This is a genomic window from Rhizobium sp. P32RR-XVIII (assembly GCF_012641395.1).
In the GTDB taxonomy this organism is placed as follows: domain Bacteria; phylum Pseudomonadota; class Alphaproteobacteria; order Rhizobiales; family Rhizobiaceae; genus Rhizobium.
The window spans coordinates 651502-669966 of the sequence record NZ_JABAIH010000003.1 but is presented as its reverse complement, the minus strand read 5'-3'; the positions used below and the strand labels follow the sequence as shown (position 1 = coordinate 669966).

Here is an 18465-nt window from a genome sequence, read left to right as displayed (position 1 = left end):
GGTCCTCACACCCGCTCTAGGGCTACAGCAATCCCCTGCCCGACGCCAATGCACATCGTTGAGAGCGAATACCGCCCGCCGATTCCGGCAAGCTCCAGCGCTGCCGTTCCGGCGATCCGTGCACCGGACATGCCAAGCGGATGGCCGAGCGCTATGGCACCGCCATTGCGGTTCACGCGACCGTCGTCGTCGGCAATGCCGAGTTCGCGCAGAACTGCCAGGCCCTGCGAGGCGAAGGCTTCGTTGAGTTCGATCACATCGAACTGGTCCTGTGTCATGCCAAGCCGAGCCATCAGCTTGCGCGATGCTGGAACCGGACCAATGCCCATGATGCGCGGCGGCACGCCGCCTGCTGCCCCACCCAGGATGCGAGCGATCGGAGTCAGTCCATATTTCTTCGCCGCAGCTTCGCTCGCGATGATCAGGGCAGCAGCACCATCGTTGACGCCGGAGGCGTTACCGGCCGTCACGGTGCCGCCCTCCTTCTTGAAGGGCGTGGAGAGCTTGGCGAGCGCTTCCATCGTGGTCGCACGCGGATGCTCATCCTTCTCAACGACAATAGGGTCGCCCTTGCGCTGCGGAATGGTGACGGAGGTAATTTCCTTTGCTAGCCGGCCGTTGGCCTGCGCCGCCGCGGCCTTGGCCTGGCTGCGGACCGCAAAGGCGTCCTGGTCCTCACGCGAGACCTTGTAGTCCTCGGCAACGTTCTCGCCGGTCTCCGGCATGGAATCGACGCCGTACTGCTTTTTCATCAGAGGATTGATGAAGCGCCAGCCGATTGTCGTGTCGTAGATCTCGGCGTTGCGCGAAAAGGCCGTCTCGGCCTTCGGCATGACAAAGGGTGCGCGCGACATGCTTTCAACGCCGCCGGCAATCATCAGCTCAGCCTCACCGGCGCGAACCGCACGGGCGGCGGCGATGACCGCATCCATGCCGGAGCCGCAGAGGCGGTTGATCGTCGTGCCGGGCACCGAGACCGGCAGGCCGGCAAGCAGCGACGACATACGGGCGATGTTGCGATTGTCCTCGCCGGCCTGGTTGGCGCAGCCGAAAATCACATCGTCGACGGCTTCCCAATCCACCTTACCGTTGCGCTCGATCAGCGCCTTCAACGGCACTGCGCCGAGATCATCGGCGCGAACGGCCGACAGCGAGCCGCCAAAGCGGCCAATGGGGGTGCGAATATAATCGCAGATAAAAGCGTCAGCCATTAGGCTTCTCCTCAGAGTTCCGGAACGACGAGATCGGCGACCGGGCCATCGATATGGAGCGGTGCGCCGGTCATCGCCTGCAATTCCTCGACCGTCATCGCAGCGAGCTTCTCGCGCAGCACGAAACGGCCCTTCACGATATCGATGACGGCGTGGCTGGTATAGACGCGGGTGATGCAGGCGACGCCCGTCAGCGGGAAGGTGCATTTGTCGACCAGCTTCGGCTCGCCGTTCTTGGTGACGTGCTCGGTGATGACGCAGACCTGTTTGGCGCCGTGCACGAGGTCCATGGCGCCGCCGACAGCCGGCACGCCCTTGGCGCCGACCCGCCAGTTGGCGAGGTCGCCGTTCTGGGCGACCTGGTAAGCGCCGAGAATCGCGACGTCGAGATGGCCGCCACGCACCATGGCGAAGCTGTCGGCATGGTGGAAGAAGGCCGAGCCGGGCTTCAGCGTCACCGGCCGCTTGCCGGCATTGATGAGATCCCAGTCCTCTTCACCGGCGGGCGGTGCCTCGCCGAAATCGAGGATGCCGTTTTCCGTATGGAAGATCGCCTGGCGGCCGGGCGGCTGGTAGCGCGCCACCATTTCCGGAAAGCCGATGCCGAGGTTCACATAGGCGCCGTCGGCGATGTCCTGAGCGGCGCGCCATGCGATGCTGGCATTGGAAAGCTTGATGTCTTCGCGAGTGTTGATGGGGCTGATATCGATGGTCATTGATAAGCCACTCCGGCTCGAACGAGCTCTTCTTCCTGGGCGGGATTGGCGACCTCGACGACGCGGTCGACGAAGATGCCGGGGGTGACGACATGCTCGGGTTCGATGCCGCCGGCGGGAACGATTTTGGAGACCTGGACGATGGTCTTCGCCGCCGCCATGCACATCAGCGGATTGAAGTTGCGTCCGGCCTTGTTGTAGATGAGGTTACCGTGGGTGTCGCCGACATGCGCCTTGACGATGGCGAAATCGGCCTTCAGCCAGCGCTCCTGCACGTAATGCCTGCCGTCGAATTCGGCGATGACCTTGCCTTGCGCAAGCTCGGTGCCGTAGCCGGTCGGCGTGTAGAAGGCCGGGATGCCGGCGCCACCGGCGCGGATCCGCTCGGCGAGCGTTCCCTGAGGCACCAGTTCCAGCTCTATCTGACCGGCCAGATATTTCTCCGTGAAGGCGCGCGGGTCCGACGACCGCGGGAAGGAGCAGATCATCTTCCGCACCATGCCCGCGTCGATCATTGCGGCAATGCCGATGCGGCCGTTGCCGGCATTGTTGTTGATCACCGTGAGGTTCTTCGGCCGCTTGTCGATCAGGGCGTGGATCAGCTCGATCGGCGCGCCCGACCCGCCGAAGCCACCGATCATGACGGTCGCCCCGTCACCGATTTCGGAAACGGCCTCCGCCGTGTTCCCGATAGTTTTGTCCATGCTGGATCACTCCTTGCCCGGTTCGGCGGGATGCTCCTCCCCGCCTCTGGACCAATGGATAAAACGAGATGGCAGGACCAGCAAGAGATTTGTGCGTTATTTGATATTTGTTCGTATATCGCACAAACTGAGAGACCAAAATGGCGGAGTCGTTGCGCGACCGGGACGACACCCATGGCCGTCCCGTCGGACTTGCGGTCGACAAGGCCGGCGGTCTGCTGATCGCCGACGATGTCGGCAACACGATCTGGCGCGTGACCGCGGCACCAGCGACGCAGTGACCAGGCTTGCGGGGACCGGACGCCGCGCCTGCGCGGCTGGCGATCATCCTTTGACGATTAAGACGGTCCCCTTGGCGAGGCTCAAAACCTTTGATGCTTGGCTCCCGAGGATCAGCCGATTGATCCCACGGTATCCATGCGATCCCATCATAATGAGGTCACTGCCAATCCGCTCTGCGGTATCCACGATACCATCGGCAGGGCTCGCGCTCTCGACCGCGACCGTATCGACGTCACCCGTGCATAGCTTCGCAGCCGCTTGGAGTGTCTTCTTGCTTTGCTCCGCATTGCCCTTCGCGATGTCTTCGTACATGAGGGGCGACCAAACGTCTGGTGCGAAGAACATTGAGGGGATCGAACTTACTGTTACGATCGTGATTTTTGCCTTGAGTATTTGAGCTAGCTCGGAAGCCTGCTTCACTGCATTCGTCGCAAGATCAGACCCGTCTGTTGCGACAAGGATGTGCTTGAACATCGTCGTACTCCTGTTCGCTTGCGCGAACCGAACATAAACCACAGTCGAAGGTAGAGTCTATCGACGGCCGCTTTGCGACAGAACCCGTTGTTCATAATTATCGCGTAACGCGGTCTAATGCCAAATCTACGGTGGAAAGCACGGCTCAGGGCCCGCTTCGGACTGGTATCCGACTTCGGCGGCAACTTGGGCGATGGAATCTGCCGAGTCGACCAGCCGCCGCCTTGCAGCGTCAAACCGAACCTCGGCAAGATATGTCAGCAGCGCTATTCCACAAATCCTCTGAAGCGCGCGAACGAGGGTTGCCCGGGACGGGCCACCAATGTCCGCGAGCGTGTCAAGGGTCCAATTTCGACAGGGCTGAAATGCTGTCTTGACGGAGATCGAACGTTAGCCCCGCGATTTTCACATTGCGACCATTAGTAGACAACACTGGAGGATACCCGCGAAAGCACCAACCACCTTCCGCCGCGTGATTAAGAAGCGCTATGATTGACGATGAGCCTTCTCGCGATTACGCGATGCCCGAACGGCGGCGTCGTTCGCGCGCGTCCGTTGTCGACGACATTCTATCGAAATGCGGAGAGGTCGACCAAGGCCATCATCCGGGAAGCAACCTCATGCTAGCCTCTCGCCGGGTTTAGCGACACGATTGCCGCACGGATCAGCGCGGCTATCGTGTCTTAAGGCGAGGTTGAGCGTAGCGAGCTTTGTCCGGTTCGGTCGCTCATGATCGCCCAGCGCCGCCGCCACCCGTTTCGCGAGATTGAAAAAGACCCAGTTGACGGGTCTCGTTCCCATGGTCGTTTGTCCGCGTAGCTGTCGATGTCGCAAATCTTCCGCCGCTTACACAAAAGCGTCACCGGCAGCCGCTATGTTAAGTCATCCGAATGAATTTAGGATTCATCCGAATGATTTATGAACAACGTTCGATCGAAGCGAGATCGCGGTCCGGCCAGTGGCAGATCGTTGAAAAACAAATCAACAGGGATATCGCCTCGGGTGCTCTTGCGCCCGGAAGCCGTCTGCCGACGGAAACCGAGATCATGGATCAGTTCAAGGTCGGCCGGCACAGCGTACGGCGGGCGATCGCCGAATTGGCTTCTGCCGGTAAGGTGCGGGTTGAACAAGGCCGCGGCACCTTCGTGGAAGAGCAGTCCGTCATCACCTACAATATCGCCCGGCGAACGCGCTTTCGCAAAAACCTGCTGGAACAGGGGCGCGTCCCCTCCGGCCAGCCGGTCTCAGAATCCGAGATCGCAGCGCCACCCGGCGTCGCTGCGGCGCTGAAGCTCCTCGAAGGCGCCAAGGTCTACATGATCGCCCGGCGCGGCTTTGCCGACGACGTACCGATCAGCCTCAGCCATTCCTACCATCCGGTGGAGCGGTTCCCGAATATGCATCTGCGCCGCCGCGCGGGTGAGTCGGTCACCAGCATCTACGCTGCCTTCGGCATTCCTGACTATGTCCGGCAGAGCACCATGATCCTCACCCGCCGGGCGATCGGCGATGAAGCGCAGCTTCTCGCACAATCGCGCCAGCAGCCGGTGCTCGTCGTCCAGAAGACCGACGTCGACATGGAAGGCCGGCCGATCGCCTATTCCGAGACGGTCTGGGCCGGAGAACGCGTGCAATTCAGCATTGACAACGAGCCGGAGGATCACGTCGCGACCCCGGCGAAAGGACAGGACGATGAATGAAACCATGGAAGCCGGCGCGCCCCCTGCCAGCTTCAGCCATGCAAGCATGCTCGACATTCTTGCCAGGGCCGATGCCAAAGGAATCAAGGCTGTTGCGGAGGATTTACTCGATGAGCTGGGACCGGTGGAGGTTCTCGTGAACCGCACCGGCCTTGCGATGCTGCCCTATATCGACACTGTACAGAACACGGCCTTCCATCTCGGCGAGGTACTGATGGCCGAAGCCCATATCCGCCTGCCGGACCAGGGCGTGGAAGGCTATGGCGCCGTCATCGGGCGTGATCTCGAACATGCGATGGCAATGGCCGTCATCGATGCGAGCTTCACAGGCGATATCGGCAAGACCGGTATCGTGACCTTTCTGGCAAATGAAGAACGCCGTCAGGCGCAAGACGACGACATTAGGCTGCGCAAGGTCGAGGCGACGCGCGTACGGATGGAGACCTTCTGATGAGCCAGACCTTGCTCCTTCCGACTGATGAGGACGTGCGTTCCAACGTCACTTTCGATGCGCTGATGTGGGCGCTAGCCCGCCCCGGCCGTGTCCAGCCCCTGCCCTTTCCAGGCCTGCTCGCGCTGGCGGAAAGCCTGCTCGACCGCGAATGCAGCTTCTTCTGCTCCGATGAGGGGCTGAAATCCGACATTGCCAGGATCGGTGCCCACGCCGTGGCCCTGCCGCAGGCTGAATATGTCTTCGCATCGATCGGTGACCACGCGGAAGTGTCCGCGCTTTCGGCGATGCTTTCGGGCAACTTGCTCTATCCTGATGCCTCGGCGACGATTTTCGCACAGGCACAGATCGGTTCTGGAACGAGGCTTCGCCTTACCGGCCCCGGCGTCAACGGTTCCATCGATATCTCCATCGATGGTGTGCATCCGGATTTCTGGGCGCTGCGCGCCGAGGCCATCCGTTATCCCCTAGGCTGGGACATCTACCTCGCCGATGGCGAAAGCCTGATCGGTATTCCCCGCTCCACGAAGATAGAGGTGCTCTGATGGCCTATGTTGCAACGCGCGGCGGCGAACACGCTATTGAACAGTCCGAGCGTCTCTACCGCGAAGAGCTTGGACAGATCGACAAGGCCCGCGTCGAGGCGATCGGCGAGAGCCTGCCCTACCTCGTCGACCGTGTCATGGGCGAGGCTTCGCTCTACGCGCCCGAGCTAGCGGCGCTGGCGCTCGCTCAGTCCGGCGGCGACCTCTACGAGGCAGTACTGCTGCTGCGCGCCTACCGCACGACCCAGCCGCGCTTGACGATTGCAGAGCCGGTTCGCCAGCAGGAGCTCTTTACCGTCAGACGTATTTCGGCTGCTTTCAAGGATATTCCGGGCGGCCAGATCCTCGGGCCGACGCTCGACTATTCGCATCGTCTGCTGAATGTCGACGTGCTGAACGGCACGGCTTTCGTTCCCGAGTCGGTGGAAGCGGCAGACCAGCCGGCACCCGCCACACAGCCGTCGCTGACGGTCTGGCAGAAGGCGCAGGGCCTGATCGCCGAGACGCCGGCCGAGGATATGCGGCTCGACGAGATTCCCGACGTCACCCGCGAACCGCTGCTGTTCCCGGCAAGCCGCGCCCACAAGCTGCAGAGCCTTGCGCGTGCCGATACCGGCGGCACGCTGGCGCTCGGCTACTCCACCATGCGTGGTTATGGCAGCGTCCACCCGACCGTCAACGAGCTGCGGCTCGGCGAAGCCGAAGTGCGCATCCGCCATCCGCGCGGTACGCTCTTCAGCGCCGGACGCGCCCGCGTCAGCCAGAGCGAAGTCATCTCCAAGAGCAAGAGCCTGGAGCTCGGCTTTTCCGCCACCTTCGGCTGGAACGAGGTGAAGGTCATCGCCGCCGCCTCGCTCGATCTCGCCTCCAACCAGCCCAATCCGCATCCGGCCTCGAACGAGGAGTTCATCCTCTACCATACAGAGCCCGTCGAAAGCTCGGGCTTCTGCATCCACTTCAAGCTGCCGCACTATGTGACCTTCCAGTCGAGCCTCGATGCGCTGCGGCGCGTCAAGGCCGATAAGGCTGCCAATGAAACCAGCGCGCCCCAAGATGGCGCGGCAAAGCAGGCCGAACTCGAAAAGGCAATGCCGTGAAACTCGATCAATTGACCAAACCTTGGGCGGCCTTCAGCTATGGCTTCCTGGATGAATCCGCCAAGCGGGAGATGCGCCGCCGTATCCTGAAAGCCATTGCCATTCCCGGCTATCAGGTGCCCTATGCCAGCCGCGAAGTGCCGATCGCCCGAGGCTGGGGAACCGGCGGTCTGCAGGTGACGCTGACGCTCTTGAAACCCACCTCCGTCGTCAAGGTCATCGACCAGGGCGCCGACGATTCCGTCAATGCCAGCAGCATCCGCAAGTTCCTGCGCCGCGTCAGCTCGGCCAGGGAGACCCTGGATACGCTGGAGGCCGATATCATCCAGTCGCGCCATCGCATTCCGGAGGAGAAACTGCGCGAAGACCAGATCCTCGTGCTGCAGGTTCCCAATCCGGAGCCGCTGCGTCCGGTCCAGCCGGATATGTCCGAAGCGCGCATCATGCATGGTGACGCCGATTATGGTCAGCTCTGGCTGACACTCTACGAACAGCTCGTGCGCTCCGGCCGCATCATGCAGGGTTCCAGCTATCCGAGCATGGTCAACGGGCGCCATGTGATGACCCCTTCGCCGATCCCGCGCTGGGACGTGCCGAAGATGAACCAGGCGGCGAACCTCACCATCCTCTCCGCCGGTCGCGAAAAGCGTATCCATGCCGTGCCGCCCTATACGCGCGTCGAACCGCTCGTTTTCGACGACGTGCCCTATCGGATCGAAGATCATGCCGACAAGATTTGTCATCGCAGCGGCGTAACAGGCTACTTCATGAACGAACTGCCGCAGGACGACGGCTCCTCGAGCTTTGAGGTCTCCGACAGCCAGTACGGCGTCAAGCATATCCGCAAACGGAACGGCGAGACCGTCGCCATTGGCGAAACCTATTACAAGCAAGGCAGGATCGAGCAATGACCGCCGCAAATCTTTCCGCCTCCGGGCGCCAGCCGCCGCGGCTGATGCTGTCCTCGCCCATCCTGACGATGAACGGCATCCGCAAGAACTTCGGTGACGTGCAGGCGCTGCGCGGCGTCGACGTCACCGTCTATCCCGGCGAAGTGCTGGGCATCGTCGGCGAATCCGGCTCCGGCAAATCGACGCTGCTTAGGATGATGAACCTCGAAGACAGGCCCGATAACGGCGAATACAGGCTGGCGCTTCCGGGCCGTGAAGACCTCAATCTCTTCACGCTCGACCGTTTCGAACGGCGGATGCTGCGGGCGCGCCATATCGGCATCGTTTACCAGAACCCGCATCTTGGTCTTCGAATGAACCATACGAGTAGCGGCAATGTCGCCGAGCGGCTGCTGATTGCCGGCGAGCGGAATTTTGCTGTGCTTCGCGCCCGCGCGAAAGGCGCGCTCGATGCCTCGGAATTTCCGGTAGCGCGCATGGATGCCCGCCCGGCAGAACTGTCTGGCGGCATGCAGCAGCGCGTGCAGCTTGCCAAGGCGATCGCGCTCGAACCGGCCCTACTTCTGCTCGACGAGCCGACGACGGGGCTCGATGTGAGCGTCCAGGCGCTGGTGCTCGACACGCTGAAGCGGCTGCAGCGCGAGCGCCGCATCACTATCGTCATCGTTTCGCATGATCTCGGTGTTATCCGCACCATGGCGGACCGTGTCATGGTGATGCGCAACGGCGAAGCCGTCGAAGAGGGCCTCGCCGACCAGATCTTTCAGGATCCGCAGCATGAATACACGCAACAGCTCGTGCATGCGAAGCTTTGACAGGAGGCTGACCCGGTGAACATGCACACACATCCCGCCGCTTCCGCGCAAACGATCCTCTCTGTCCAGGGACTGGCCAAGCATTTCGAGATGCATCATCTCAAACGCACGTTGCACGCCTTCGACAAGGTCGATTTCGAGCTGCGCGAAGGCGAATTCATCCTGCTGACGGGAGAAAACGGCGCCGGCAAATCAACCCTGCTGCGCACACTTTACCGTTCCTATCTGCCGCGATCAGGCCATGCCTATTACCACACGCGCGAAGGCGTCATCGACCTGACGGTAGCAGCCGATGTCGATATCGCTCTCCTGCGGCATCGGGAGATCGGCTTCGTGACGCAGTTCCTGCAGGCGCGACCGCGCGTAGCGGCCGAAGAATTGGTTGCCGAACCGCTGCGCCTTGCCGGCCGACCTTATAGCGAAGCGATCGAGGAGGCCCGCCGCTGGCTCTCCGCCTTCGGCGTCAAGCCTGGACTGTGGGCCGCCTACCCCTCCACCTTTTCCGGCGGCGAGCAGCAGAAGGTCAATCTGGCGCGTGCGCTCATCCTGCCACAGCGGCTCCTGTTCCTCGACGAGCCGACCGCCTCGCTCGATAAAAACGCGCGCCGCGCACTTGTTGCCCGTCTAGCCGAGCTGAAAGCCGCGGGTGTCGCGATGATCGGCGTCTTTCATCACCCCAACGATGTCGCGGATCTCATCGACCGCGAAATCAGCCTTCAAACCAAACAGATCCACGATGGAGCAGAGAATGTGGCTGAGTGATTTCGAAATCGTGTTGCGCGATAGGACCATACCGCGCGGCGCAATTAGGATCGAAGATGGCATGATCGCTGACATCAGAGAGGAGCCGGTGGCTTCGGCCGATATTTTCGGCGATGGCAGGCTTCTGCTTCCCGGCTTTATCGACATGCATGGCGACATGATCGAGCGCGAGATCGAGCCGCGGCCGAATGTGCGCTTTCCGCTGGAGCTCGGCATTTTCGAACTCGACAAGAAGCTCGCCGGCAACGGCATCACCACCGCCTATGCGGCCCTGTCCTTCCATGCCAACAGCAGCTACGGCCATATTCGCTCGGAAGAACATTCACGCTCGATCATCCAGACCCTCGTTGATCTCCGAAAAAACGATCTTCTGATCGACCATAGGGTTCATGCGCGCTTCGAAATCACCTTCACCCACGCCCGCGTCGTGATCGAAGATCTGCTGCGAGCCGGCGCCCTCGATCTCATATCGCTGATGGACCATACGCCAGGTCAGGGCCAGTATCGCGATGTCGAACGGCATATCGAAACGATCGCGCGCAACAACAAGATCACCCTTGAGCAGGCTGCCCAGCGCGTGCGCGAACGCATGGAAAACCGCGCCCAGAACAATGACGCGGTCGACAATCTGCAGGGCATTGCCGCGACGGCGCGCGACCATGGCGTCATCATCGCCTCCCACGACGATGACAGCATCGAGAAGGTCGCAATCGTCGAGGGGCTGGGCGCGCGCATCAGCGAGTTTCCGGTAACGATGGCCGCCGCTCAGGAGGCCCGCAAGCTCGGACTTGCGACCGCGATGGGCGCGCCGAACGCACTTCGCGGACTGTCCTATTCGGGCAATCTTTCCGCCCGCGAAGCCTATGAACGCGGCGTTCTCGACATCCTGGCGAGCGACTACCATCCCTCAGCAATGCTTCCGGCGGCCATCGCGCTTGCGGATGCCGGATCGGGCGGATTGCCGGCTTCTGTTGCACTGGTCAGTGCCAACCCCGCCAGGGCGCTCGGGCTTACAGACCGCGGCATGATCGAGATCGGACTGCGTGCCGATCTCGTCATCGCCGAACACGGCCGCCTTCCGCGGGTACGGGCAACCTTCTGCCGGGGCAAACAGGTCTATTCGGACGGAATTGTTTCGCGATTCCAACAGGCTGCGTAAGCGGCCTGATGCCGAAGGGCCGTGTAAACTCCCCCTGACAAATACATCCGGAAAGTTCGGATGTATTACTTGATAAAAACAGCGTAACTACCGGCAAATATTGAGAAATTACTTAATAAAACTATCATATGGGAATGCTATATTCCATTTCATAGGCTGGCATTTAAGTATAATTCAGTTGCGTCTTTGACGTTTCTGACAAGCAGAGGTCTTCCGGTGCTTGAACTTCACTCCCTCAAGAAGAAATTCGGTCAAACACACGCGGTCGACGACGTAAATCTGTCGATCGATGCCGGACAGATGGTCGGCATCATCGGACGCAGCGGGGCGGGCAAATCGACGTTGCTCCGGCTGATCAACCGCCTGATCGATCCGACATCCGGCACCGTCATGTTCGACGGCAAGGACATCACCAAGTTGCGCGGCCGAGAGCTGCGCCTTTGGCGCGCCTCCTGCGCCATGGTGTTCCAGCAGTTCAATCTGATCGAGCGCATGGATGTCCTGACCAACGTGCTGATCGGCCGCGTCGCCCAACACGGGTTCGTCTCTTCCATGCTGCGCCGCTTCACGGATGAGGAAAAGGAAATGGCGATCCGTGCGCTCGACCGGCTCGACCTCGTGCCACAGGCGCTGCAGCGGGCGGGCACGTTATCAGGCGGACAGCAACAGCGCGTCGCTATCGCCAAGGCGCTGGTCCAGAGCCCGAAGATCATGCTTGCCGACGAGCCGATCGCGTCGCTCGACCCGGCCAATGCGACGCGCGTCATGGAGGCGCTGCGCAAGGTCAACCGCGAGGACGGCATTACCGTTCTCGTCAATCTTCATACGCTCGATACTGCTCGCAACTATTGCGAACGCATCATAGCCATGCGGGCCGGGCGGGTGCGCTTTGACGGCGCACCGGCGGATCTGACTCAGGAACGGGTCCGCGAAATCTACGGTACGGACGATTTCGACGCAGAAATCGACGAGGCCGTGACATCCACCTCATTCAACGCAGGTCGAACCGTAAAAGAGAAGGTCTACCAGGCGGTATGAGTTTCGCCCGCGGCTCCGTTAGGCCGCTGGCTTTCCTTTTGCAACAGGAGAGTTGGAATGAAAAACGTCCTCATGCTTGCGGCCGTAACGGCTGCACTTGCCCTTTCCAGCCAGGCCCATGCCGACGGTTGGAAAGACCAGTACAAGACGATCCGCCTCGGCGTTCTCTCAGGCGAAAACGAAAAAGACCGCATCGCACGCCGCGTCGGCTTCCAGCAATATTTGGAAAAGGAACTCGGCGTGAAGGTCGAGATCTTCACCGCCGGCAATTATGACGGCGTCATCCAAGCGCTCGCCTCCGACCAGATCGAATTCGCCTTCCTAGGCTCCTCGGCCTATGCCGCCGCCTATACCGAGACGAATGGCGGCGTCGAACCGCTGCTCGCAAACCAGGAACAGGACGGCTCGACCGGCTACTATTCGGTCATCACCGTTCGTTGCGATTCCGGCTACAAGTCGGTCGACGACCTGAAGGGAAAGGTTCTGGCGTTTGCCGATCCGGATTCGACGTCCGGCTATGCCGTGCCCTTCTACAACCTCGTCAAACAAGGCTACGATCCGAAAACCTTTTTCTCGGCCATTCCCTTCTCCGGCGCCCACGAAACCGGCGTCATGGCCGTCGCCAACAAGCAGTTCGACGCCGCCGCGACCTATGTCAACAACGAGGTCAGCGGCATCCCGCAGCGCATGGAATCCAAGGGCATGATCCCGAAGGGCGAGATCTGCCGTATCTGGCAGTCGCCGGAAATCACCAATGGCCCGTTCACCACCCGCACCAACCTGCCCGCCGACATGATTGCTGAGGTCAAGGCGGCGGTAAAGGCAACGCCGGAAAAGGCGCCTGACGCTTTCAAGGAAATGAGCGGTGGCGACAACTCCACTTCCAAGGGTTATGTCGACGTCGATCACCAGCGGTACCAGTGGATCGTCGACATGCGCGACTGGCTGAAGAAGCAGCGTCGCAACGGCTGACATCCCTCATCCACGTCATGCACGGGAGCGCCGTTCCATCCGGCGCTCCCACGACCAGGATCCGATATGACGACAGCGACACCCTCCATCACCATCCGCCGGTTCGAGGCCGAATACCGCCTTGTCCGCAGCCGTGCCAAAACCGTGCAACTTGTTTCGCTCACGCTCGTTGCTGCCGCTGTTCTGCTGACGGCCTGGACGGGCGGCTTCTTCGACATGACCGAGGTCAATCTGCCCTCAGGTGAGCGCATCGCCACCTGGAAATTATGGGCCTCCCTGCCCCGCCTCGGCGAATATCTCTACAAGACGCTGCCGCACTTGCGTATTGAATCGCTCGGATCGGACCTTGCCGAGTGGTTCTGGCGCTGGCCGGTCTGGCTCGAACTGCTCGGCGAAACGATCCTGATCGCCTATGTCGCAACGTTCTTCGGCGTCGTTGGCGCCTTCGTCCTCAGCTTCCCGGCCGCCCGCAACCTCAGCCCTAACAGCTTTCTGCTGATCGCCTCCCGCCGCTATCTGGAGGTCATCCGCACGGTCCCCGATATCGTCTGGGCGCTTATATATGTCTTCTGCTTCGGCGTCGGGCCACTTGCCGGTGTGCTGGCGATCGCCACCCATGCGACGGGTTCACTCGGCAAGCTCTATTCCGAGGTGAATGAGAATATCGACATGCGGCCGCTGGAAGGCGTCAAGGCTTCGGGCGGCACCTGGTTTCATCAGATGCGTTATGGCGTCGTGCCGCAGGTCATCCCGAATATCATCAGCTACACGCTGCTGCGCTTCGAGATCAACGTGCGCTCCTCCTCGATCATCGGCTATGTCGGAGCCGGCGGTCTCGGTCAGGAGATCCGCACCGCCATGTCCCTTCAGGAGTATACCGATCTCTCGGCGCTGTTCGTCATCATCCTCGTCACGGTGGTGATCATCGATTTCCTGAGCGAGAAGCTGCGCCACCGCATCATCGGCATCGAAAGCCGGAGTATCTGAGACATGATAGATAGCTCTTCCTTTTCCGAGCTGCGGCAGCGCGTTCCAGGCGCCTTCTCGGTGGAGCCGCGCGTGCGGCTGATGCGCTATGCCTGCGCGGTGGCGCTTATCCTGCCGCTCATTGCCGGCCTCTATCTCTTCGACATTTCACCAGCGCGCATCCTGAACGGCCTGTCACGGCTCGGCATGATCTTCTCCTTCATGTTCCCGCCGTATATCTGGACGACCTGGCAGGAATGGAGCGATGTGCTTGTCGGCCTGGGACAGACGATTTCGATGGCTTTCCTCGGAACGCTGCTTGGCGCGATCGTCGCCTTTCCGCTCGCCTTCCTTGGCGCCAAGAACATCATGCCGCTCGGCTGGGTGCGGCTATCGACCCGCCGGGGGTTCGATGCGCTACGCGCTGTCGAACAGATCGTACTCGCGCTCATCTTCATCCGCGCCTTCGGCCTCGGCCCGCTTCCGGGCGTCTTCGCCATTGCCGTTTCCGAAATCGGTACCTTTGCCAAGCTCTTTTCGGAAGCGATCGAAAATACCTCCCGCAAACCCGTCGATGGCGTCCTGGCCTCGGGCGGCGGGCCGCTGCAGACCATCCGGCTTGCCATCATGCCACAGGCCATGCCGGTGATCCTGTCGATCATGCTCTATAACTTCGAGTCCAACACCCGCTCCGGCACCGTCCTCGGCATTGTCGGCGCCGGCGGCATTGGCTTTCTGCTGGCGGATCGCATCGCTGCCTATCGCTGGCCGGAAGCCTGGACGATCATCTTCCTGATCGTTGCCGTCGTTTATGTTATCGATCTTTCCTCCGCCTGGCTGCGCGGTAAGATCATCGGCAAGAATGACAGCGCGCGCTAGCGGCGAAAGAGCCCGGCGCAACTCGATCTCGGACCATAGAAAGCGACCTCCGGAAACGAGAAAGCCTGCCGCGGAAGGAGGTGCGGCAGGCTTTCGAAAAGAACCGAACAGCGACTGGGAGGAGGAGTGTCGCTGTTCCGACAGACGCCCTTGGAAGGAGGAGTGGGCGTCTGAACCACGAAGCCCTGCGGGAGGAGGTGCATGGCTTCGATGTACGCGAGCATACGCTGATACTGATCATTGGAAAGAGATTATGCTGCAGTGCAGCTATGCACAAAACATGCATCTCGCGACGGCGACAGATGCGCGGACTTCTTCTACCACTGAAACGCAAAACGCCCGCTAAAGAGCGGGCGCCTCAAAATGCTTTACACCACTCTCAGAGAGAAGTGGCAGCGCGAGCAACGTTGCGAATTTCGCTGCGGTCAATACCTAGATCGCTCAACTCGCGATTGGTCATGCGACCCAGTTCGGCTACAGTCTGACGATACTTGCGCCAGTTGTTCAAGGAGCGTGCGACGTTCATGATGATCCCCTTTCCTGAGGTCCGTTTGACGTCAGCGACCGTAGTTGGCTCCGGCGTCGTTCGATGTCACGTATATAGTTGTTTTGCCCGCCTCATGACATGAACAATGCATCAGGCCAGTTATGCGCCAGACGCGGCACTCTGCTGTGGAGTGCCCAAATCGCAGCCGCTCAAGCCCTGAACCGATCGAATGCGGTCAGGTACCTGGTCGGTGGGTCGGCATCCGGATATCGATAGATTTCGGGAGATTTCGCGGGCGCTCGCCTTCCGTCTGGCTTACGCACCATCACGGGTTGATGAGTGCCGCCAATTCGTCGTCGATTTCCACTCCGGTCGTGAGTGCATCCCGCCGTCGGCCCTGGCTGCGTCGGCCCGGCAGGCGCACATTCGGGTCGGCCGTCATCGTCGACGCAAGCAGTGCAAGGCGCGAGGCCGTCCCGGCGCCGCCCGTTGCCTCGGGATCGATCGCGATGATCATCTGCCCGAGCTTGGGCGGGTTGCCGCGGTCATCGAAGAGGGAGGTGGCTTCAAAGGAATAATTGGTGCCGGTGAGGCTCGCCGCGAGTATCTCGACCATGAGCGCCAATGCCGCGCCCTTCGCGTCGCCGAGAGGCATCATCGTTCCTTTCAGGGCTTCGCTCGGATTCGTGGTTGGTTTCCCCTCTATGTCGAGCGCCCAGTCATCCGGAATGTCGGTGCCCTTCTGGTGCGCCGCCATGATCCTGCCACGCGCGACCTTGGACATTGCAAGATCGATGACGATCGGCTCATCATGCGGAAGTGGCGCCGCAAAGGCGATCGGATTGGTGCCGTAGACGGCGGTCTTTCCACCCCAGGGCGCCATGGCTGCCGGCGTATTGGCAAACATCAGCGCCACGAGTCCGCGCTCAGCGAAGCGCTCGACCGTCAACCCCATGACGCCGGCATGATGCGAGCGATGAATGGCAGCGACCGCAATGCCGGATTTCGAGGCGAGAGCCGGAAGCTTTTGAACGGCGAGATCGAGCGCCGGATAGGCAAAGCCGCAGCCAGCATCGATCCTGAGCACTGCCGGCGCACTCGACCAAGCAACCGGCGTGGCGAAACCATCGACCTTTCCCGCCTTGGCCTGGGCGGCATATGCAGCAAGACGCCGCAGGCCATGACCGCTTTGCCCGGCGGTCTCGGCCGCAACGAGAGCGACCGCGACCGATTTCGCATTTTCGGGGCTGACGCTGTGTCTCTCCAGCATCTGTGCGACAAGGCGCTCGGCTTCGGTGATGGACAGCAGCATTGCAATTAACTCCAGGCAAGGGCTTTCGGAATGGCCGGCAGTGCCAGTGAGGCGCCGGAGGCACAAAGCAACACGAAGACAATCAGTCTCAACGTCTTCGGCGACAGAGGCAACGGCATGCGCCGCGCCATGTGCGTACCGAGGGAGACGGTGATGATGGCGAAAAAGGCCGGCCAGTAAACTGGCTTCGGAAAGGTACCGTCCGCAATGACGACGAAAAGGCGTATCAGCGCGTTGATGCTGAAGATTGCCACCAGCGTCTCGCGGATTGCGGCGATCGGCAGAGGCTGACGGTAGAAATGATAGACGAGCGGCGGGCCGCTTGTCGAAAAAAGGCCGCTCATGATGCCCGAAAAGGCACCGAAGAAAACGAAGGACGACTTTGTTGCCTCCTTTTCCTCTTTCCTGGGCGGCATGACGAGTTGCAAGGCCGAGACGATGATCACGAGGCCGAGGATGATGCGCAGGTAGATGAGCCCGGTCGAGGCGAGATGATCGAGCAGGAAATAGCCGGCGACGAGCGTCGGCAGGCTGGCGCAGAGCACAAGCACCAGTTCGGTGCGCAACACGTCGCGCCAGCCCCTTATCATCATGATGGCAGCATTGACGAGCGTCAGCACGCCGGTAACGACCGCAGCATCGCGCAGCGGCATGACGGCTGTCAGCCCGACCGCGCCCATCAGCAGCAGCCCGAAGGCGAAGCCGGTCAAAGTCTGCACATAGGCCGCAACGCCGGCCATCAGCACGAAACCGATGATCTCAGAAGGCGTCATAATGCGGCGAACCTGGAAAGACGTGTCGAGCCGTTGCTAGACATCAGAGATCGCCATTCAGGGTTAGCATCAGATTGGCAAGAAGCGCGGTGCGAACTGCAAGGCTGCTGACGAATATATATTCGTCGAATGTATGGGCGCCGGCTCCGTCGGCGCCGAGACCATCGAGGGTCGGCACTCCAAGCGCCGCGGTGAAGTTTCCGTCGGAGCCGCCACCGGTGCTGACGCCCTCTAGAGTGATGCCGAGGTCGGCGGCAAGCCTGGCAGCATGATCGAAAAGCCGCTCGCCCGCCTCCGACTGGGCAAAGGGCGGGCGGTTGACGCCTCCCTTGATCTCGATGGTGATATCGGGATCGACCGGCGTCAGGCTTTCGACCTTCTTCAGGATTTCGGCAGCCGTCTCATCGTCGGGAAGACGCAGATCGACTTGCATGTGGCATTCAGCCGGCACGATGTTACGCCCGGTTCCACCATGGATTGTGCCGACGGTGACGGTGATGCCGCGTTGCGCGTCGTTCAGGCTTTCGAGTTCGAGTACCAGTCGGGCGGCGGCGCGGATCGCGCTGCGCCCATCCTGCGGCCTCGTGCCGGCGTGAGAAGCGCGCCCGCGCACGAGGATGTCATACATGGCGACGCCTTTACGGGCGACCACGATCTTGCCACCGTCCCGTGCCGGCTCGACCACAAGGGCGTAAGACGCATTGCGGGCATAATTCTCGATCACGCCACGCGAGCTTGTGCTTCCCATTTCCTCATCCGGGATGAAAAGCAGATCGACAGGTAAATGCGTCCCGTCGCGCGCAGCAATTTTCATCGCTTCCAGCGCCATCAATGCTCCCGATTTCATGTCGTAGATACCGGGACCATAGAGCCTGTCGCCCTCTTGCCGCAGGGGCAGATTTTCCTTGATGGTGCCCATCGGATGCACCGTGTCGAGATGCGCTAGGATCAGCACGCCCCTTTCATTGCTACCGGCCGGGCGGGGCGACCGCACGGCGAGAATATCGCCGAAACCCAGCGCTCCCGGCGTACGCTCCGTCGCGAGTCCGGCCTCCCTCGCGATCGCTTCCACACGGTCGGCAAGCCGGTTGACGGCCGCGGAGTCACGTGTCGGCGTTTCGATCTCCACCCAATGATTCAACTCGGAGAGAAGCACTGCTTCATCGATATCTGCGGCAGAAATGGTGCAGGGCATGGGAGATCTTTCAAAA

22 protein-coding genes are annotated in these 18465 nt (G+C 61.2%); 13 read left to right on the top strand and 9 right to left on the bottom strand.

Translation table 11 applies throughout. The features are described from left to right. Positions 1-5 precede the first annotated feature (5 nt). From pcaF to HGP14_RS12795, 3 genes are read right to left on the bottom strand one after another with little or no spacing between them, the layout of a single operon-like run. A complete protein-coding gene (gene pcaF / locus HGP14_RS12805) occupies positions 6-1211 on the bottom strand; it encodes a 3-oxoadipyl-CoA thiolase (RefSeq protein WP_168830195.1) in 1206 nt (401 codons plus the stop codon). 11 nt (positions 1212-1222) lie between these two features. Then, a complete protein-coding gene (locus HGP14_RS12800) occupies positions 1223-1927 on the bottom strand; it encodes a CoA transferase subunit B (protein WP_168830194.1) in 705 nt (234 codons plus the stop codon). Further along, a complete protein-coding gene (locus HGP14_RS12795) occupies positions 1924-2631 on the bottom strand; it encodes a 3-oxoacid CoA-transferase subunit A (protein ID WP_168830193.1) in 708 nt (235 codons plus the stop codon). Before HGP14_RS12795 ends, HGP14_RS12800 begins: the two co-directional genes overlap by 4 nt. A gap of 140 nt (positions 2632-2771) precedes the next feature. On the opposite strand from HGP14_RS12795, the gene HGP14_RS12790 reads away from it, so the two are divergent. Next, positions 2772-2912 (top strand): hypothetical protein, encoded by a 141-nt coding sequence (locus HGP14_RS12790; RefSeq protein ID WP_168830192.1) that lies wholly within the window; start codon positions 2772-2774, stop codon positions 2910-2912. A gap of 43 nt (positions 2913-2955) precedes the next feature. On the opposite strand, the gene HGP14_RS12785 is transcribed toward HGP14_RS12790, so the two are convergent. Then, positions 2956-3387 carry a universal stress protein gene (locus tag HGP14_RS12785; RefSeq protein WP_168830191.1) on the bottom strand — a complete coding sequence of 144 codons (432 nt, stop codon included), beginning with the start codon at positions 3385-3387 and terminating at the stop codon, positions 2956-2958. A gap of 126 nt (positions 3388-3513) precedes the next feature. Beyond that, positions 3514-3711 carry a helix-turn-helix domain-containing protein gene (locus HGP14_RS36665; RefSeq protein WP_409527075.1) on the bottom strand — a complete coding sequence of 66 codons (198 nt, stop codon included), beginning with the start codon at positions 3709-3711 and terminating at the stop codon, positions 3514-3516. A 587-nt stretch (positions 3712-4298) separates the two neighbouring features. Between HGP14_RS36665 and phnF the strand changes: the two genes are divergently transcribed. The 12 genes from phnF to phnE (HGP14_RS12720) all read left to right on the top strand — a co-directional run bounded on the left by phnF (position 4299) and on the right by phnE (HGP14_RS12720) (position 14682). After that, positions 4299-5087, top strand: coding sequence for a phosphonate metabolism transcriptional regulator PhnF (gene phnF / locus HGP14_RS12775; RefSeq protein ID WP_168830190.1), 789 nt, complete (start codon positions 4299-4301; stop codon positions 5085-5087). Continuing rightward, on the top strand, positions 5080-5538 hold the full coding sequence (locus tag HGP14_RS12770; protein ID WP_168830189.1) for a phosphonate C-P lyase system protein PhnG: 459 nt from the start codon (positions 5080-5082) through the stop codon (positions 5536-5538). Before phnF ends, HGP14_RS12770 begins: the two co-directional genes overlap by 8 nt. Further along, complete coding sequence (gene phnH, locus HGP14_RS12765) at positions 5538-6083, top strand: phosphonate C-P lyase system protein PhnH (RefSeq protein ID WP_168830188.1); 546 nt, start codon at positions 5538-5540, stop codon at positions 6081-6083. The genes HGP14_RS12770 and phnH overlap by 1 nt, the downstream gene beginning before the upstream one ends. After that, positions 6083-7180 carry a carbon-phosphorus lyase complex subunit PhnI gene (locus HGP14_RS12760; protein ID WP_168830187.1) on the top strand — a complete coding sequence of 366 codons (1098 nt, stop codon included), beginning with the start codon at positions 6083-6085 and terminating at the stop codon, positions 7178-7180. Before phnH ends, HGP14_RS12760 begins: the two co-directional genes overlap by 1 nt. Next, positions 7177-8091 carry an alpha-D-ribose 1-methylphosphonate 5-phosphate C-P-lyase PhnJ gene (locus HGP14_RS12755; RefSeq protein WP_168830186.1) on the top strand — a complete coding sequence of 305 codons (915 nt, stop codon included), beginning with the start codon at positions 7177-7179 and terminating at the stop codon, positions 8089-8091. Before HGP14_RS12760 ends, HGP14_RS12755 begins: the two co-directional genes overlap by 4 nt. After that, positions 8088-8906 carry an ATP-binding cassette domain-containing protein gene (locus HGP14_RS12750; RefSeq protein ID WP_168830185.1) on the top strand — a complete coding sequence of 273 codons (819 nt, stop codon included), beginning with the start codon at positions 8088-8090 and terminating at the stop codon, positions 8904-8906. Before HGP14_RS12755 ends, HGP14_RS12750 begins: the two co-directional genes overlap by 4 nt. A 21-nt stretch (positions 8907-8927) precedes the next feature. Continuing rightward, positions 8928-9668, top strand: a complete 741-nt coding sequence (locus tag HGP14_RS12745; protein ID WP_168830318.1) for a phosphonate C-P lyase system protein PhnL — start codon at positions 8928-8930, stop codon at positions 9666-9668. Then, entirely contained in the window at positions 9655-10827 is a 1173-nt protein-coding gene (locus HGP14_RS12740; protein ID WP_168830184.1) for an alpha-D-ribose 1-methylphosphonate 5-triphosphate diphosphatase, read from the top strand. The genes HGP14_RS12745 and HGP14_RS12740 overlap by 14 nt, the downstream gene beginning before the upstream one ends. Positions 10828-11043: 216 nt before the next feature. Further along, a complete protein-coding gene (phnC, locus tag HGP14_RS12735) occupies positions 11044-11865 on the top strand; it encodes a phosphonate ABC transporter ATP-binding protein (RefSeq protein ID WP_168830183.1) in 822 nt (273 codons plus the stop codon). A 57-nt stretch (positions 11866-11922) separates the two neighbouring features. Continuing rightward, positions 11923-12837, top strand: coding sequence for a phosphonate ABC transporter substrate-binding protein (gene phnD, locus HGP14_RS12730; protein ID WP_168830182.1), 915 nt, complete (start codon positions 11923-11925; stop codon positions 12835-12837). 66 nt (positions 12838-12903) lie between these two features. Continuing rightward, a complete protein-coding gene (phnE, locus tag HGP14_RS12725) occupies positions 12904-13824 on the top strand; it encodes a phosphonate ABC transporter, permease protein PhnE (protein WP_168830181.1) in 921 nt (306 codons plus the stop codon). A 3-nt stretch (positions 13825-13827) separates the two neighbouring features. Continuing rightward, the gene (gene phnE / locus HGP14_RS12720) at positions 13828-14682 is read left to right on the top strand and encodes a phosphonate ABC transporter, permease protein PhnE (protein ID WP_168830180.1); all 855 of its coding nucleotides are present in this window, start codon (positions 13828-13830) and stop codon (positions 14680-14682) included. 379 nt (positions 14683-15061) lie between these two features. Here the strand turns inward: phnE (HGP14_RS12720) and HGP14_RS12715 are convergent, their stop codons facing one another. From HGP14_RS12715 to HGP14_RS12700, 4 genes are all read right to left on the bottom strand, one after another. Beyond that, positions 15062-15208: a DUF1127 domain-containing protein gene (locus HGP14_RS12715; RefSeq protein WP_168830179.1), complete on the bottom strand. Its 147-nt coding sequence runs from the start codon at positions 15206-15208 to the stop codon at positions 15062-15064. Positions 15209-15494: 286 nt separating this feature from the next. After that, a complete protein-coding gene (locus HGP14_RS12710; protein WP_168830178.1) occupies positions 15495-16481 on the bottom strand; it encodes an Ldh family oxidoreductase in 987 nt (328 codons plus the stop codon). Positions 16482-16486: 5 nt separating this feature from the next. After that, entirely contained in the window at positions 16487-17254 is a 768-nt protein-coding gene (locus tag HGP14_RS12705; RefSeq protein WP_168830177.1) for a sulfite exporter TauE/SafE family protein, read from the bottom strand. Positions 17255-17297: 43 nt separating this feature from the next. Continuing rightward, positions 17298-18449, bottom strand: coding sequence for a M20 family metallopeptidase (locus tag HGP14_RS12700; protein ID WP_168830176.1), 1152 nt, complete (start codon positions 18447-18449; stop codon positions 17298-17300). Positions 18450-18465: the final 16 nt, after the last annotated feature.